This is a genomic window from Nocardia arthritidis (genome assembly GCF_011801145.1).
In the GTDB taxonomy this organism is placed as follows: domain Bacteria; phylum Actinomycetota; class Actinomycetes; order Mycobacteriales; family Mycobacteriaceae; genus Nocardia; species Nocardia arthritidis_A.
Window position 1 is genome coordinate 3956868 of the sequence record NZ_CP046172.1, and the last position, 14855, is coordinate 3971722.

General features: G+C 68.1%; 9 protein-coding genes and 2 pseudogenes. 7 read left to right on the top strand and 4 right to left on the bottom strand.

Going from position 1 to position 14855, the window contains the following annotated elements; all coding sequences use genetic code 11:
• Positions 1-8: 8 nt before the first annotated feature.
• The 3 genes from F5544_RS17830 to F5544_RS17840 form a co-directional block, all read right to left on the bottom strand.
• Positions 9-1394, bottom strand: a complete 1386-nt coding sequence (locus F5544_RS17830) for an aspartate aminotransferase family protein (protein ID WP_167474230.1) — start codon at positions 1392-1394, stop codon at positions 9-11.
• Between the two features lie 151 nt (positions 1395-1545).
• A complete protein-coding gene (locus F5544_RS17835) occupies positions 1546-2034 on the bottom strand; it encodes an Lrp/AsnC family transcriptional regulator (RefSeq protein WP_167479286.1) in 489 nt (162 codons plus the stop codon).
• 124 nt (positions 2035-2158) lie between these two features.
• Positions 2159-3667, bottom strand: coding sequence for a PucR family transcriptional regulator (locus F5544_RS17840; RefSeq protein WP_167474231.1), 1509 nt, complete (start codon positions 3665-3667; stop codon positions 2159-2161).
• 135 nt (positions 3668-3802) lie between these two features.
• Between F5544_RS17840 and F5544_RS17845 the strand changes: the two genes are divergently transcribed.
• The 6 genes and pseudogenes from F5544_RS17845 (at position 3803) to F5544_RS17870 (ending at position 11778) form a co-directional block, all read left to right on the top strand.
• Positions 3803-5233 (top strand): gamma-aminobutyraldehyde dehydrogenase, encoded by a 1431-nt coding sequence (locus F5544_RS17845; RefSeq protein ID WP_167479287.1) that lies wholly within the window; start codon positions 3803-3805, stop codon positions 5231-5233.
• A 90-nt stretch (positions 5234-5323) separates the two neighbouring features.
• Complete coding sequence (locus tag F5544_RS17850) at positions 5324-6868, top strand: APC family permease (protein WP_167474232.1); 1545 nt, start codon at positions 5324-5326, stop codon at positions 6866-6868.
• A 62-nt stretch (positions 6869-6930) separates the two neighbouring features.
• Complete coding sequence (gene gabT / locus F5544_RS17855; protein ID WP_167474233.1) at positions 6931-8271, top strand: 4-aminobutyrate--2-oxoglutarate transaminase; 1341 nt, start codon at positions 6931-6933, stop codon at positions 8269-8271.
• Between the two features lie 28 nt (positions 8272-8299).
• Positions 8300-9753: pseudogene (locus tag F5544_RS17860) on the top strand (NAD-dependent succinate-semialdehyde dehydrogenase).
• Between the two features lie 23 nt (positions 9754-9776).
• Positions 9777-10760, top strand: coding sequence for a nitrilase-related carbon-nitrogen hydrolase (locus F5544_RS17865; protein ID WP_167474234.1), 984 nt, complete (start codon positions 9777-9779; stop codon positions 10758-10760).
• A pseudogene (locus F5544_RS17870) lies at positions 10757-11778 on the top strand (agmatine deiminase family protein). The gene F5544_RS17865 and the pseudogene F5544_RS17870 overlap by 4 nt, the downstream one beginning before the upstream one ends.
• A gap of 87 nt (positions 11779-11865) precedes the next feature.
• Here F5544_RS17870 and F5544_RS17875 read toward each other — a convergent pair.
• Positions 11866-14115, bottom strand: coding sequence for a YfhO family protein (locus F5544_RS17875; protein ID WP_238847305.1), 2250 nt, complete (start codon positions 14113-14115; stop codon positions 11866-11868).
• Positions 14116-14246: 131 nt separating this feature from the next.
• On the opposite strand from F5544_RS17875, the gene F5544_RS17880 reads away from it, so the two are divergent.
• Positions 14247-14753 (top strand): MarR family winged helix-turn-helix transcriptional regulator, encoded by a 507-nt coding sequence (locus F5544_RS17880; protein ID WP_167474235.1) that lies wholly within the window; start codon positions 14247-14249, stop codon positions 14751-14753.
• Positions 14754-14855 lie beyond the last annotated feature (102 nt).

The window sequence follows — 14855 nt, forward strand, 5'->3', positions numbered from 1 at the left end:
GTTGCGGCTCAGAGCAATTGCCACGCGCCGGTGAGCGCGTACCGCAGCGCCCGCTCCATCTCGTCGAATTGTTGCTGGTCGCAGATCAGCGGCGGCGCGAGCTGGATGACGGGTTCGGCGCGGTCGTCGGCGCGGCAGTGCAGGCCGGCCTCGAACAGTGCGTGCGAGACATGGCCCTTGAGGATGCGGGTGGCGTCCTCGTCGGTGAATTTCTCTTTGGTCGCTTTGTCTTTCACCAGTTCGACCGCGTAGAAGAAGCCGGTGCCACGGACATCGCCGACGATCGGCAGGTCGTACAGCTTTTCCAGCGTGCCGCGGAAGGCCGCCTCCTTCGCGCGGACGTGCCCGTAGAGATCCTCGCGCTCCATCAGGTCGAGATTGGCCAGCGCGACCGCGCAGGACACCGGATGCCCGCCGTAGGTGGAGCCGTGCAGGAAGGTGGACCCGCGCTGGAACGGTTCCATGATGCGGTCGCTGATGAGCACCGCGCCGAGCGGCGCGTAGCCGGAGGTGAGGCCCTTCGCGGTGGTGACGATATCCGGCTGGTAGCCGAAACGCTTTGCGCCGAAGTCGTATCCGAGCCTGCCGAAGGCGCAGATCACCTCGTCGGAGACGAGCAGCACATCGTGGCGGTCGCAGATCTCGCGGACCCGCTGGAAGTAGCCGGGCGGCGGGACGAAGCAGCCGCCGGTGTTCTGCACCGGTTCCAGGAATACCGCGGCGACGGTGTCGGGGCCCTCGAACAGGATGGCCTCCTCGATTCGGTCGGCGGCCCAGCGTCCGTACGCCTCGTAATCGTCGGCGTGCTCGGTGGCGCGGTAGAAGTTGGTGTGCGGAACGCGCTGGGTGCTCGGCACCAGCGGCTCGAAATCGGCCTTGGCTCCGGGGATTCCGGTGATCGACAGCGCGCCCATCGAGGTGCCGTGATAGGCCATCGACCGGCTGATCACCTTGTGTTTGGTGGGTTTTCCGGTGGCCTTGAAGTACTGCCGGATCAATTTCCATGCGGTTTCCACGGATTCGCCGCCGCTGACGGTGAAGAAGACGCGGTTCAGGTCGCCGGGCGCGGCATTCGCCAGGCGCTCGGCGAGTTCGATGGCGGTCGGGTGGGCGTAGCCCCACAGCGGGAAGTAGGCCAGTTCGCGGGTCTGCCGGGCGGCCGCCTCGGCGAGTTCTTCGCGGCCGTGCCCGACCTGTACCGCGAACAGTCCGGCGAGGCCGTCCAGGTAGCGCCGTCCCGTCGAGTCCCAGATGTAGGCGCCGTCGCCGCGGACGATCACCGGTACATCGGCGCCGGTGAGCCCGGTGTGCGGGGTGAAGTGCAGCCACATGTTGTCCCGGATGATGCGCGCGGCATCCGGGCTGGTCGTGGGATGCGGATCGGTGACGGTCATGTGCGGACTCCTAGCGAGCGGACCGGAAGGGCGGGGAGGACTCCGTTTATGCCACAACTATTTACGGGTCCGCAACAGAATCGGTTGCCGATAGGCGCTCAGATTGCAAGAAACAGTTGCCGAATGGCACACGAGCTACGGATTTCGTAGCTCAACGCGCGCCCCATCGATAGGTCTGTTTACGGAGTTCCAGATAGACCATGATCTCGGCGTGCCGCACCTGCGCCAGCCTGCGCAGCCGGTCCGATACCAGCTCGAGCAGCGCCGCGTCGTCGGCGCACACCGCCTCGCAGAGGATGTCGTAGCGTCCGGCGCATTCCACCACGTAGGTGATCTCGTCCATCGCGGCGAGCGCGTCGGCCACCGGCCGCAGCGGGCCGTCCACCGTGATCGCGATCATCGCCTGCCGAAATAGCCCGACCTGCAAGGGATCCGAGACCGCGACGATCTGGATGACGCCCGCGTCGGACAGCCGCTGCACCCGCTGCCGCACGGCCGCCTCGGACAGACCGACGGCCTTGCCGATGGTGGCGTACGGCCGTCGGCCGTCCTCCTGCAGCTGGGCGATGATCCGCTTGGAGATCTCGTCGAGCATCGGGCGGGCCTGGCGGTTGATTTCCTGGTCGGTCACGGTGGGCATCCTGCCGAAGAACGGCGTCGCGGACAATCCGCACCGTGGTGCTTCGAGATCGAATACGTCTCTCGGCGGGCCGACAGACAACGAATTCCGTCGATTTTTCGATCTCTGCCGTGGAATCCGTAGCTCAGTCGCCGTGGGCGAGCAGCGCGAGCAGCAGTTCCGCGCGGACCCGCGCGCTGTCCAGATCGCGGTCGAGCAGGTCGCGCACCGTGCCGATGCGCTTGCGCAGCGTGTGCCGGTGCACGCCGGATGCCGCGGCCGCCGCGTCCCAGTGTCCGTTCGCCTCCAGGAAGGTTCGCAGTGCGACGACGAGTTCGGTGCCGTGCGCCCGGTCGTAGTCGAGTACCGGGCGCAATACGGTGACGGCCATCGACGCGAGCACGTCCCGGGTGGCGGCATGCGACAAGAGGGTCAGCGAGCCGGATTCCACGACGGGGCCGCCGCGTTCGGCCGCCGCGGCGGCCGTCCTGGCGCCCGACACCGCCGTCGCCAGCTCGCGGACCGGATGCGCGGCGCCGAGTCCGGCTCGGATGAACCGCCGTGTGCCGCCGATGATTTGGGCATTCACCCGATGTGCGACGGGAACGGCCCGCGCCGCGGGTAGCACCACGAGTACGAGATGCCCTGTGCGATGCAGGAATAGTGGGAGCCCGGCCCGGATCACGGCGTCCTCGGCCGCGTCTCGCATCGCGTCGGCCGCCTCCTCGGTATCGCATTCGGCGGCGAGCACCCGGATCAGCCCCTGGGGGTCGGCGGCCTGCGTCAACTGCGCCCACGCCGGTTCCGGATCGGTGTCGGCGCCGAGTAGCAGCGCCAGCGCCTGGGCATTGAGCAGGTGCTGGGTGGCCTGAAGCCGGGCCGGTTTGGCGAAGTCCAGTGCCAGTAGCGAATTCGCGTGACCGAGCAGGATCTGGTCGACATGGCCGAGCGGCGCCGCGCTCACCACCACCAGATCGCCGTGCCTGCGGCGGCCGACGCCGATGCGCTGGTGGGTGATCGACGCACCGGACGGATCGGTGCGCACGCCGCTGGCGGGTCCGCTGGCGGCGGCCTCGCGCGCCGTGCGCACCAGGCCGGGATCCGTTCTGCCGGGCTGGTATTCGACGACCGCACCGTCCGGATCCAACACGATCACCGTGGCGGACAACGATTTCGCCAGCTCCGCGACGATGGCGTCGGCACCGGATCTGATGAGCGCCCTCGTCATCCTCGGCTGTGCGTTCGACGCGCGCAGCACCGCGTCGTACTGCTGTTCGGCGATCCGCGCGGTGACCCGTTTGACGATGGCCGCGAACGGAATCGGCAGCGGTACCTCGAAAACCGGCAGACCGATCGCGTCCGCCGCCGCGATCAGATCCGCGGGCACCTCGGCATGGGTGAGGCCGGTGCCGAAGCCGAGCCCGGCCACCCCGCACTCGGCGAGCCCGCGCAGATAGGCGGTGCGCCGTTCGACGCCGTTCGGCAGCCGCATCCCCGTGGTGAGCACCAGTTCGCCGCCGGACAGCCACCGGAACGGATTTTCCAGCTCGGTGGTGACGACGAGCTGGATATCGTGGCGCACCCCGGCCGCGCCACCGCGCAGCCGCACGGCCAGATCGGGTTGCCGCAACACCCATTCCACGGAGACGGTCATCGCCCGGAGTGTACAAAACGGCGAAAGTTCTGCCCAGACTTATCCATTTCGTCAAGGGTGGGCTGAATGTGTCGTGGCGCACACTGGTGCCCAGACGAACGACACAGCACGCTCAGATGGATGGACGGTGAATACATGTCGAGTCCCGTGCTCGAGAACTACATCGACGGCAAGTTCGTGGCATCGTCGGCCATCGAAACCCTCGACCTGGTGAATCCGGTGGACGAGACCGTCGTCGGACGGGCGCCGATCTCGAATCGCGCCGACGTCGACGCCGCGGTGGCCGCGGCGGCCAGGGCCTTCGAATCCTGGGGCAGGACAACGCCGGGCGCGCGCCAGACGGCGCTGCTGAAGCTGGCCGACGCGATCGACGAGCACAGCGACGAACTGGTGGAGGCCCAGTGCCGCAACACCGGACAGCCCAAGGCGGTGATCGCGGCGGAGGAGATCGCCGTCGGCGCCGATCAGATCCGATTCTTCGCGGGCGCCGCCCGCCTGCTGGAGGGGCGCGCGGCGGGTGAGTACATGGCGGGGTTCACCTCGTATGTGCGGCGCGAGCCGATCGGCGTTGTCGCGCAGGTGACTCCGTGGAACTACCCCTTCATGATGGCGGTCTGGAAGATCGGGCCCGCCCTGGCCGCGGGCAATACGATCGTGCTCAAACCGAGCGATACCACGCCGGAGAGCACGCTGACGCTGGCCCGGCTCAGCCGCGGCATTCTGCCCGACGGTGTGCTGAATGTCGTTCTCGGCGATGCGAATACGGGCGCCGAGCTGGTGCGTCACCCGACACCGGGGCTGGTGTCGATCACCGGATCGGTGCGCGCCGGTATCGCGGTGGCCGGGTCGGCGGCCCAGCAGGTGAAACGCGCGCATCTGGAGCTCGGCGGCAATGCGCCGGTGGTGGTGTTCCCGGATGCCGATTTGGCCAAGGCGGCCAACGGTATCGCGCAGGCGGCCTTCTTCAACGCGGGCCAGGACTGTACGGCGGCCACCCGGGTGCTGGTGCACGAGTCGGTCCACGACGAGCTGGTCGCCGCGCTGGTGAAGAGCGCGCAGAGCCTGCGGCCCGGCCTGCCCGACGACCCGGACACCTTCTACGGACCGCTCAACAACCGCAACCATTTCGACGCGGTCATGGGCAGGCTGGCCGCGCTGCCCGCACACGCCACCGTGGTGACCGGCGGAAAACGACTGGGCGACAAGGGATTCTTCGTCGAACCGACCGTCATCACCGGAGTCCGCCAAGACGACCCGATCGTCCAGGAGGAGACCTTCGGCCCGGTGCTCACCGTGCAGCCGTTCACCGATGCCGACCACGCCGTCGGCCTCGCCAACGACGTGCGCTACGGCTTGGCCGCCAGCGTCTGGACCCGCGATCACGGCACCGTCGAACGGCTCACCCGCGCACTGGATTTCGGCGCGGTGTGGGTGAACTGCCACATCCCGATCGTCGCGGAGATGCCGCACGGCGGATTCAAATACTCCGGCTACGGCAAGGACCTCTCGGTCTACAGCGTCGAGGAATACACCCGGATCAAGCATGTCATGAGCGCGCACGACTGAGCGCGTTCTCGCGTCGGCCTCGGGATCCGGGGCCGATCGGCGTCGTCCCGTGCCTTCTTCGGAAGTCGTTGCCGGGCAAGGAGAATACGAATGGACATCAGCGCACCCCGCAACGGCGCGGGGCAGCAGCCCGTCGACAAAGGACTGGCGCCGGGTAGCGTCGGCACGATTTCCGGTGCCGTGCTCGGCATTTCGACGGTCGCGCCCGGTTACACGCTCACCGCGAGCATCGGATTGATCGTGGCCGCGGTCGGATTGCAGATGCCCGCGATCGTGCTCGCCGGATTCGTCCCGATGTTCCTGACCGCATACGCCTATCGCGAGCTGAACGCGCGGATGCCCGACTGCGGGGCGTCGTTCACCTGGTCCACCAAGGCATTCGGGCCCTACGTCGGCTGGATGTGCGGGTGGGGCATGGTGATGGCGACCGTGATCGTCCTGTCGAATCTGGCCGCCATCGCGGTGAAATTCGGATACCTGTTCGTGGCCCGGATATCCGGCCATCCCGGCATCGCCGAACTCGCCGACAACCGCGCGGTGAACATCCTGACCACGCTGGCACTGGTCGCGGCGGCCACGCTGATCTCCAGCCGCGGCATCACCACCAGCGAGCGGTTGCAGCAGGTGCTGGTCGGCTTCCAGATGGTCGTGCTCGTGGTCTTCGCGATCACCGCGCTGGTGCGCGCCTGCTCCGGTGACGCGCCCGCGCGACTCGACTTCCGGCTGGACTGGTTCAACCCGTTCACCGGAATCACCATGAGCGCCTTCATGATCGGCGTCACCGGATCCATCTTCGCCTTCTGGGGCTGGGACACCTGCCTGACGCTGGGGGAGGAGTCCAAGGATCCGAAGCGGGTGCCCGGCCGCGCTGGAATGCTGTGCGTACTTTCGATTCTCGCGACCTATCTGCTGGTGACGGTCGCGGTGATGATGTACGCGGGGGTCGGCGAATCCGGACTCGGCCTCGGCAACGCGCGCAACGCCGACAATGTCTTCGGCGCGCTGGCCGATCCGGTGCTCGGCTGGGCCGGGCCGCTGCTCCTGCTCGCCGTGCTGGCCTCCGCGGTCGCCAGCCTGCAGACCACCTTCCTGCCCGCCGCCCGCACCGTGCTGGCGATGGGCGTGTACGGCGCCTTCCCGAGGCGATTCGCCGCGGTGAGCCCGCGATCCAGGGTTCCGGTGTTCGGCACCGTCGTCGCGGGGGTGGTCACCGGAGCCTTCTACACCGCCGCTTCGCTGCTTTCGACCAGGGTGCTGGTGGATACCGTTGCGGCACTTGGCATCATGATCTGCTGGTACTACGGCATCACCGCCTTCGCGTGCGTATGGCATTTCCGCGGCGAGCTTTTCGCCTCCGCGCGCAATATCGCCTTCAAACTCCTCTTCCCGCTGATCGGCGGGATCATGCTGGCCGTGGTGTTCGTGGTGTCGGTGCGCGAGAGCATGGATCCGGACAACGGCAGCGGCGCCTCGATCGGCGGCATCGGCCTGGTGTTCTTCATGGGCTTCGGCATCCTGCTGCTCGGCGGGCTGCTGATGCTGGTGGCCCGCTGGCGCAATCCCGACTTCTTCCGCGGTGGCCCGCTCGGCCGGGAATTCGCCGAACCCGCGCCGCTGGTATCCGAAGCGGCCTGATCCGGTTGCGGCCGAATCGGTTTCGAAAACTTACCCATCTGTTCGACTGGAGAGTCTGCCGAATGATCGAACTCGCCCATCGCCTGCCGCAGCGCCGCAAGCTCGTCACGGCACTGCCCGGCCCACGCTCGGCGGCGCTCGCCGCCCGCCGCAAGGCCGCCGTCGCCGCCGGAGTCGGTTCCACCGCACCGGTTTTCGCCGCCGACGCGGACGGCGGCGTACTCGTCGACGTCGACGGCAATTCGCTCATCGACCTCGGCTCCGGTATCGCGGTCACCTCGGTGGGTGCGTCCCACCCCGCGGTGGCGGCGGCGATCGCCGAGCAGGCCGCGCGTTTCACCCACACCTGCTTCATGGTGACGCCCTACGAGGAATACGTCCGGGTGGCCGAGGAATTGGCCGCGCTGACCCCCGGCGACCACGACAAGCGCAGCGTGCTGTTCAATTCCGGCGCCGAGGCGGTGGAGAATGCGGTGAAGGTGGCGCGGCTGGCCACCGGCCGCACCGCCGTCGTCGCCTTCGACCACGCCTACCACGGCCGCACGAATCTCACGATGGCGCTGACCGCGAAGAATATGCCGTACAAGGAGCGGTTCGGGCCGTTCGCGCCGGAGATCTACCGGATGCCGATGTCCTATCCGTATCGTGACGAGCCCGGGTTGACCGGCGCGATGGCGGCGCGGCGGGCCATTTCCCGGATCGAAACACAGCTCGGCGCCGATGCTGTCGCCGCGGTCATCGTCGAACCCATACAGGGCGAGGGCGGTTTCATCGTTCCGGCACCGGGTTTCCTTGCGGCACTGTCGGATTGGGCGCGCGAGCACGGGATCGTCTTCATCGCCGACGAGGTGCAGACCGGATTCGCCCGCACGGGAGCGTGGTTCGCCTGCGAGCACGAGGGCGTGGTGCCCGATCTGATCACCATGGCCAAGGGCATCGCCGGTGGTATGCCGCTCGCGGCGGTCACCGGACGGGCCGAACTGCTGGACGCGGTGCACTCGGGCGGGCTCGGCGGCACCTACGGCGGAAATCCGGTGGCCTGTGCGGCTGCCTCGGCCACGCTCGGGGTGATGCGCGAGCTGGATCTGCCCGCGCGGGCCCGGGAGATCGAGGCGGTGGTGCTACCCCGATTGCGCGAATTGGCTGCCGAGACAGGCGTTGTCGGTGACGTGCGCGGGCGCGGTGCCATGCTCGCACTGGAGCTGGTCCGTCCCGGCACCGCCGAACCCGCCCCGGAACTCGCCAAAGCCGTTGCCGCCAACGCACTCTCGCAGGGCTTGCTGACGCTGACCTGCGGCACCTACGGCAACGTCATCCGGCTGCTGCCGCCGCTGGTGATCGGGCCGGACCTGCTCGCCGACGGCATCGGCGTGCTTGCCGACGCACTACGAGCCAGTGCCTGAATGTTCCACCGAGAGAGGAGAATTCGTCATGCGTGAGGTGGCCGACCTGCTCGCCGCCGTGCCGACCGGCCTGTGGATCGGCGGCGAACAGCTGCCCGCGACAGGCGGCGGCGCCTTCCCGGTATTCGATCCGGCGACGGGGAGGTGCTGACGACGGTCGCCGACGCCACCGCCGCCGACGGTGCGCGTGCGATGGACGCCGCCGCGGCCGCGCAGCCGGGCTGGGCGGCGACTCCGGCCCGGGTGCGATCCGAAATCCTGCGCCGCGGTTGGGAATTGATCAACGAGCGACGCGACGACTTCGCCATGCTGATGACGCTGGAAATGGGTAAGCCGCTGGCGGAGAGCTACGGCGAGGTGACCTACGGCGGGGAATTCCTGCGCTGGTTCGCCGAAGAGGGCGTGCGGATCAACGGCCGCTATACCCGTTCGCCCGCGGGCGGTGGCCGCATTCTGGTCACCAAGCAGCCGGTGGGCCCGGCACTGGCGATCACGCCGTGGAACTTCCCGCTCGCCATGGGCACCCGAAAGATCGCGCCCGCCTTCGCCGCCGGCTGCACGATGGTGGTGAAACCGGCGGCCGAGACGCCGCTGACCATGCTGCTGCTCGGACAGATCTTCGCCGAGGCCGGGCTGCCGCCGGGCGTGCTATCGATCCTGCCGACCGCGCGGGCGGCCCGGTTGACCGATCCGCTGTTCGACGACGCGCGACTGCGCAAGGTGACCTTCACCGGATCCACCGCCGTCGGCAAAACCCTACTGGCGCAATCGGCTTCGCGGGTGCTGCGGACCTCGATGGAGCTCGGCGGCAACGCGCCGTTCGTGGTATTCGACGACGCCGACCTGGATTGCGCCATCGATGGCGCGCTGGCGGCGAAGATGCGCAATATCGGCGAGGCCTGTACCGCGGCCAATCGCTTCCACGTCGACAACGCGGTGCGCACGGAATTCACCGCCCGGCTCACCGATCGGATGCGGGCGCTGAAGATCGGTAACGGACTGCTCGACGGCGCACAGGTCGGGCCGCTCATCAGCGCGAAACAGCGCGAGTCGGTCGCCGAACTGGTGGCCGACGCGGTGCGCAAGGGCGCGCGGATCACCACCGGCGGCGCGAGTCTGCCCGGGCCGGGCTACTTCTACGAACCCACCGTGCTCGCCGACGTGCCGCCCGATGCGCGCATCCTGCGCGAGGAGGTGTTCGGCCCGGTGGCCGCGATCACCGGCTTCGACGGTGAACAGGCCGGTGTCGCCGCCGCCAACGACACCGAATTCGGTTTGGCCGCATATATTTACACGAAAGACCTGGACCGCGCGCTGCGCGTCGCCGATGCGATCGAGTCGGGCATGGTCGGTGTGAATCGGGGCGTCATCTCCGATGTCGCGGCGCCGTTCGGCGGTGTCAAGGAATCGGGGCTGGGCCGGGAGGCGGGCACGGAGGGCATCGAAGAGTACTTGGAAACGAAGTACATCGCGCTGCCGTAGTCGATCGAATCAGGAGATATCCCATGACCGAACCGGCGTATGTGGTCGAAACCGCGCTCACGCCACCGCCTTCGTTCGCCCGCCTCGGCGCGCCGCACCGGCCGCCGCTGCGGGTGGGGCTGGTGCAGCATCGCTGGCTGGCCGATCCGGACGAGTTGGCCGCCCGGCTCGCCGACGGCATCCGGATCGCCGCCGAATACGGCGCGCGGGCGGTATTCCTGCCGGAGTTGACGCTCTCGCGCTACCCGGCCGACACCAGGGCGGGCGCGAATCCCGGTGCCGGCGCGGAAGATTTGCTGTCCGGGCCGACCTTCACCTTCGCGGCCCGGGCCGCGAAGGAATACGGCGTGCTGGTTCACGCCTCGCTGTACGAGCGCGCCGATGCCGCGGACGGGCTCGGCTTCAATACCGCGATCCTGGTTTCGCCCGAGGGCGAATTACTCGGGCGCACCCGCAAATTGCACATCCCGGTCACCGACGGCTATTACGAGGACACCTATTTCCGTTCTGGCCCCGCCACCGATGCCTATCCGGTGTACCGGCCCGCCGCGCTGGACGGCGCCGCGCTCGGCCTGCCGACCTGCTGGGACGAGTGGTTTCCCGAAGTGTCGCGGATGTATTCGCTCGGCGGCGCGGAAATCCTGGTGTACCCCACCGCGATCGGCTCGGAGCCGTCCTTTCCGAGCTTCGACACCGAACCGCTGTGGCGGCACGTCATCGTCGGAAATGGCATCACCGCAGGCACTTTCATGATCGTGCCGAACCGTTGCGGGGACGAGGGCGGTGTGTGCTTCTACGGATCGTCGTTCATCTCCGACCCGTACGGACGGATTCTGGTGCGTGCGCCGCGCGCCGCCGCCGCGGTACTGGTCGCCGATCTGGATCTGGCGCAGCGGCGCGACTGGCTCGATCTGTTCCCCTTCCTCACCACCCGCAGGCCCGACACCTACGGAAGACTCACCGCCGCTGTGGATGCCGCCGCACCGTACGGATCGGAGACGCCGTGACCTGGATGATGCCGCCGGAAACCGCTCCGCAGGAACGGATCTGGATGGCATTCCCGCCGCTGGGCGCGAGCGTCTTCGATACGCCCGAATCCGCGCACGACGCCAGAACGGCTTGGGCCGCCGTCGCACACGCCGTACTGGACTTCGAACCGGTCACCGTCGTCGTCGACCCGGCCGACCGGGCGCAGGCGCGGCGCTACCTGTCCGCCGAGGTCGAACTCGTCGAGGCGCCGCTCGACGACGCCTGGATGCGGGATATCGGGCCGACTTTCGTCCTGGACGAGCAGGGCGGGCTCGGCGCGGTCGACTGGGTGTTCAACGGTTGGGGCGGCCAGGATTGGGCGCGCTGGGAACGCGACCGGCACATCGGCGCGCTCGTCGGCGGGCTGGCCGGGGCCGAGCTCATCGGTTCGACGCTGGTCAACGAGGGCGGCGGCATCCAGGTCGACGGGCGGGGCACGGTACTGGTCACCGAGACCGTCCAGCTCGATCCGGGCCGCAATCCGGGCATCGAGAAGTCCGCCGTCGCAGCCGAACTCGCCCGCACCATCGGCGCGCGGCATCTGGTCTGGCTGCCGCGCGGACTCACCAGGGACAGCGAACGTTTCGGTACCCGTGGGCATGTCGACATCGTCGCGGCCGTCCCGGCCCCGGGCGGCTGCTGGTGCACGCGCAACGCGACCCCGCCCATCCGGACGCCCAGGTCACCGCCGAACTGATCGCGGCACTGCGGGAATCCCACGATGTCGATGAAAAGCCCTGGGAGATAGTCGAAGTGCCCGCGCCGCGAGTGCTGCGCGATGCCGAGGGGTGGGTGGACTACAGCTATATCAACCATCTCGTGGTGAACGACGGGGTGATCTGCTGCGGCTTCGGCGATCCGAACGACGCGGTGGCGCGCGACATTCTGGCCGAGGCGTATCCGGGACGCCGGGTGGTGACGGTGGACGCGAGGGAGATATTCGCCCGCGGCGGCGGTATCCACTGCATCACCCAGCAGCAGCCCGCGGCCCGCTGACACCTTCGCCACCGGGCTCGGCGCGGATCCGGCGCATCGCGCATCCCGGTCACCAGTAGCTCGCGAATCGCCTGCGGCGCAGCGCGATTACACGAGCGCGTGGACCAGGGCGTCCGGTTCGGCCGGTGACCGGTCTTCGGGCCGGTCGGCGGGTGGCGTACCCGGTTCGCCGCGTCGCGTGCGGCGGTAGCGCCACTGCAGCAGTCCGAGGCCGACCAGTCCAGCGATGGCGGTGGCGATGCCGATCTTCCAGCCGGGCGGCCACCAGGCCAGGACCAGCTCGGCGTCGTCGGTGCCGGGTGGTATGTCCACCGCGATGAAAGTGCGTGCGATGGTGCGGAATCCGATGTCGTGCCCGTTGAGTGTGGCCCGGTAGCCGGGCCACGCCAGGCGGGCGAAGACCACGCTGCCGCCGGTCCGCGAGCTGACGCGGATACGGCTGGTCATACCATCCTTGGAGATCGGTGCGGCGGTGGCGTCGCGGGTGTCGGCGATGAAACCGTTCCGCGTGGAGACCGGGCCGTTCGCGCGTTCGAGCACCCAGATGTAGCGGTCGTGGCCCGGATAGTCGACCCACTTCCAGCCCGGCGGCGCAGGGTGATTGCGCGCGTCCGGATACTGGACGCGTTGCAGCACAACGCGATCCACCTTCATCAAGTCCACTATCGTTCGGCCGGTTGCCGGTTCGGTGGCGAATGCGCGGCGGAAGGCATCGGGGCAGGTGCTGCCGTCCCAGCCCATGCAGAGGATCGCGCTGAACGCCGAGTAGCCGATGGGGGTGTAGGCGTTGACGTAGTTCAGTGGAATGTTCTTGGCGTAGTTGCCGAATGCCAGCGAACCCCAGGCGCCGGCCAGGCTCTGATCCTTCGGCCCGACCAGGCCCCGGTCGGCGAGTTGCAGTGTCACGCCATCGAAATGCGGAAAGGTCGCGGCGATTTCGGAGCGACGCTCCGGGAAGTGGTACGACATCGGGGTCGGCGACTGGGCCCGCACCTGGTCGTACGCGATCGGGAACATGGCCAGGATGGCGAGCACGCTCGCGACGGCCCCGCCCCGGGTGTGCGCCAGCCATACCAGCGCGGCGGTGAGCGCGCCGACGACGCATACGGCGATCAGATGCCGGATGATCAAATGCGGTGCCGCGCAATATGTTCGAATGAACAGCAGGCCGAGTAACACCGCGGCCGCGATACCGCGCCGCCGCCAGTCCGCGAAACGCCCGTAGCGACTGAGGAATACGCACACCAGTACCAGCAGCGCCACCGCGAGCATCGGCAGCACCCTGGCCGGCCAGCGCAGCGGACCGATCCGGCCCGGCCCGGCGGTCCACATCAGGAAGATGACGGCGAACAGGATCGGCCCGGTGAATTCCCGTGCCACGCGCCGGATCTCACGCCAGTCCAGGAACGCCAGCATCGGGATCAGGAACCACGCGATGTACACCATCGGCATCGGTTGTACGTAGCCCCACCATCCGGTGAACGCGGGTACGGTGCTCGGCAGGCTGGCGTTCAGCGATTCCGACCATGGCACGGTGAGGAATTGGTCGTTGATGACCCGCTCGTTGCCGCGCCAGGTCACCGCGGAGGAGAGTATGCCCGGCAGATAGGTTTCCAATCCCGCGAGCCCGGCACAGGCGGCGACCATCAGCAATCGGGCCGATGGCCGCCAGGTCCGCTGGTACACCAGTTCGCCCGCCGCGACGGCGGCGATCATGAGCGCGGATTCGACTGCGGGAAAGACGTATTGGACCGAGATGGCCAGATAGAGGTAGACGAATACCGGTATCGGCCCGCCGCGCCCGCGCGTGTAGCGCACGGCCGAGGCCCAGGCGTGCAGCATCCAGGCGGTGCCGGTGAGCGAGGTGGCCCAGCTGGCCTCGTCGAAGAAGAGGAACCAGCCCGAGAGCGGGAAGGCGACGGCCGCGACGGCCGCCCACGCGGCTCGGGCGCCGTAGGCCAGGCAGATCCGGAATACGCCGAGCGCGGCGATGATCGAGAAGATCAGCTTGACGACGGTGACGTAGGCCGCGAGGTTGTCCACCGACGGCGCGATCAGATCGACGAGCATCTGCGGCGGGTTGTACAGCCCCGCCTCTTCCATCGAATAGTTGCCCGACATCCACTCCCACGGCACCAGGCCGGGGAAACGCGCCTCGCGCAGGTGCCGCCCGAGCATGACCCACATCGGACCGTACTGGGATTCGGTGTCGTCGGTGTAGAAGTGGCGCGGGTTGGCGAGCAGCACCGCGGCGTAGCCCGCGACCACGCCGAATACGGTGACCAACCCCCATCCGTATACGTCCTTGCGCGGCCGGGGAACTGCACGAACACCCACGAGCCGGAGACATTACATGATCAAAGCAGTGTGCAACAGTTTCCTTATGCACCGGTTACCTGAGTGCGACACGATTGCCGAGATTGTCCACATGCCGAGATGAGACGGCAGGATAGAGGTAACCGGCGAATATGGTGACGGAGGTAGTCGTGGTGGGCAAGGATGCGGTGGCCGGAGAATCGGTCGATGAGATCACCGATGCTCTGATGACCGCGTCGCGGTTGTTGGTCGCGCTGTCCGCCCGCTCGATCGCCTACGTCGACGAGTCGATCACCATCCCGCAATTCCGCACGCTGGTGATCCTGTCGACCCGCGGTCCGTCGAAGATCGCGACGCTGGCCGGGCTGTTGAATGTGCAGCCCTCCACGGCAACTCGCATGGTCGATCGGCTGGTGGCGGCGGATCTGCTGGATCGCAAACCGAATCCGGAGTCGCGCCGCGAACTGATCATCGAATTGACAACGCGGGGACGCGAAGTCGTCGACGCGGTCACCGCGCGCCGCCGCGCGGAAATCGCCGACGTGGTGCAGCGGATGCCCGCCGCCGACCGGTCCGGCCTGGTGCGTGCGCTCACCGCCTTCAGCGCCGCCGGTGGTGAACCGCTCGCGGCGACGGTCATCGAGGGCTACCACTTCTGAAGCGGCGCAGCGGGTTTCGCGTGCTCCGAAAAAGAATGCAGTAAGCAACTGTTGCACACTGCCAAACTTTGGTAGGGTTGGGCATACGCCCAAGGTGAATGC

What these genes read in the sequence shown, in the direction of transcription:
- F5544_RS17830 (WP_167474230.1), bottom strand. Translation starts at nt 1,394, where the DNA reads ATGACCGTCACCGATCCGCATCCCACGACCAGCCCGGATGCCGCGCGC.
- F5544_RS17835 (WP_167479286.1), bottom strand. Translation starts at nt 2,034, where the DNA reads ATGCCCACCGTGACCGACCAGGAAATCAACCGCCAGGCCCGCCCGATG.
- F5544_RS17840 (WP_167474231.1), bottom strand. Translation starts at nt 3,667, where the DNA reads ATGACCGTCTCCGTGGAATGGGTGTTGCGGCAACCCGATCTGGCCGTG.
- F5544_RS17845 (WP_167479287.1), top strand. Translation starts at nt 3,803, where the DNA reads ATGTCGAGTCCCGTGCTCGAGAACTACATCGACGGCAAGTTCGTGGCA.
- F5544_RS17850 (WP_167474232.1), top strand. Translation starts at nt 5,324, where the DNA reads ATGGACATCAGCGCACCCCGCAACGGCGCGGGGCAGCAGCCCGTCGAC.
- gabT (WP_167474233.1), top strand. Translation starts at nt 6,931, where the DNA reads ATGATCGAACTCGCCCATCGCCTGCCGCAGCGCCGCAAGCTCGTCACG.
- F5544_RS17865 (WP_167474234.1), top strand. Translation starts at nt 9,777, where the DNA reads ATGACCGAACCGGCGTATGTGGTCGAAACCGCGCTCACGCCACCGCCT.
- F5544_RS17880 (WP_167474235.1), top strand. Translation starts at nt 14,247, where the DNA reads ATGGTGACGGAGGTAGTCGTGGTGGGCAAGGATGCGGTGGCCGGAGAA.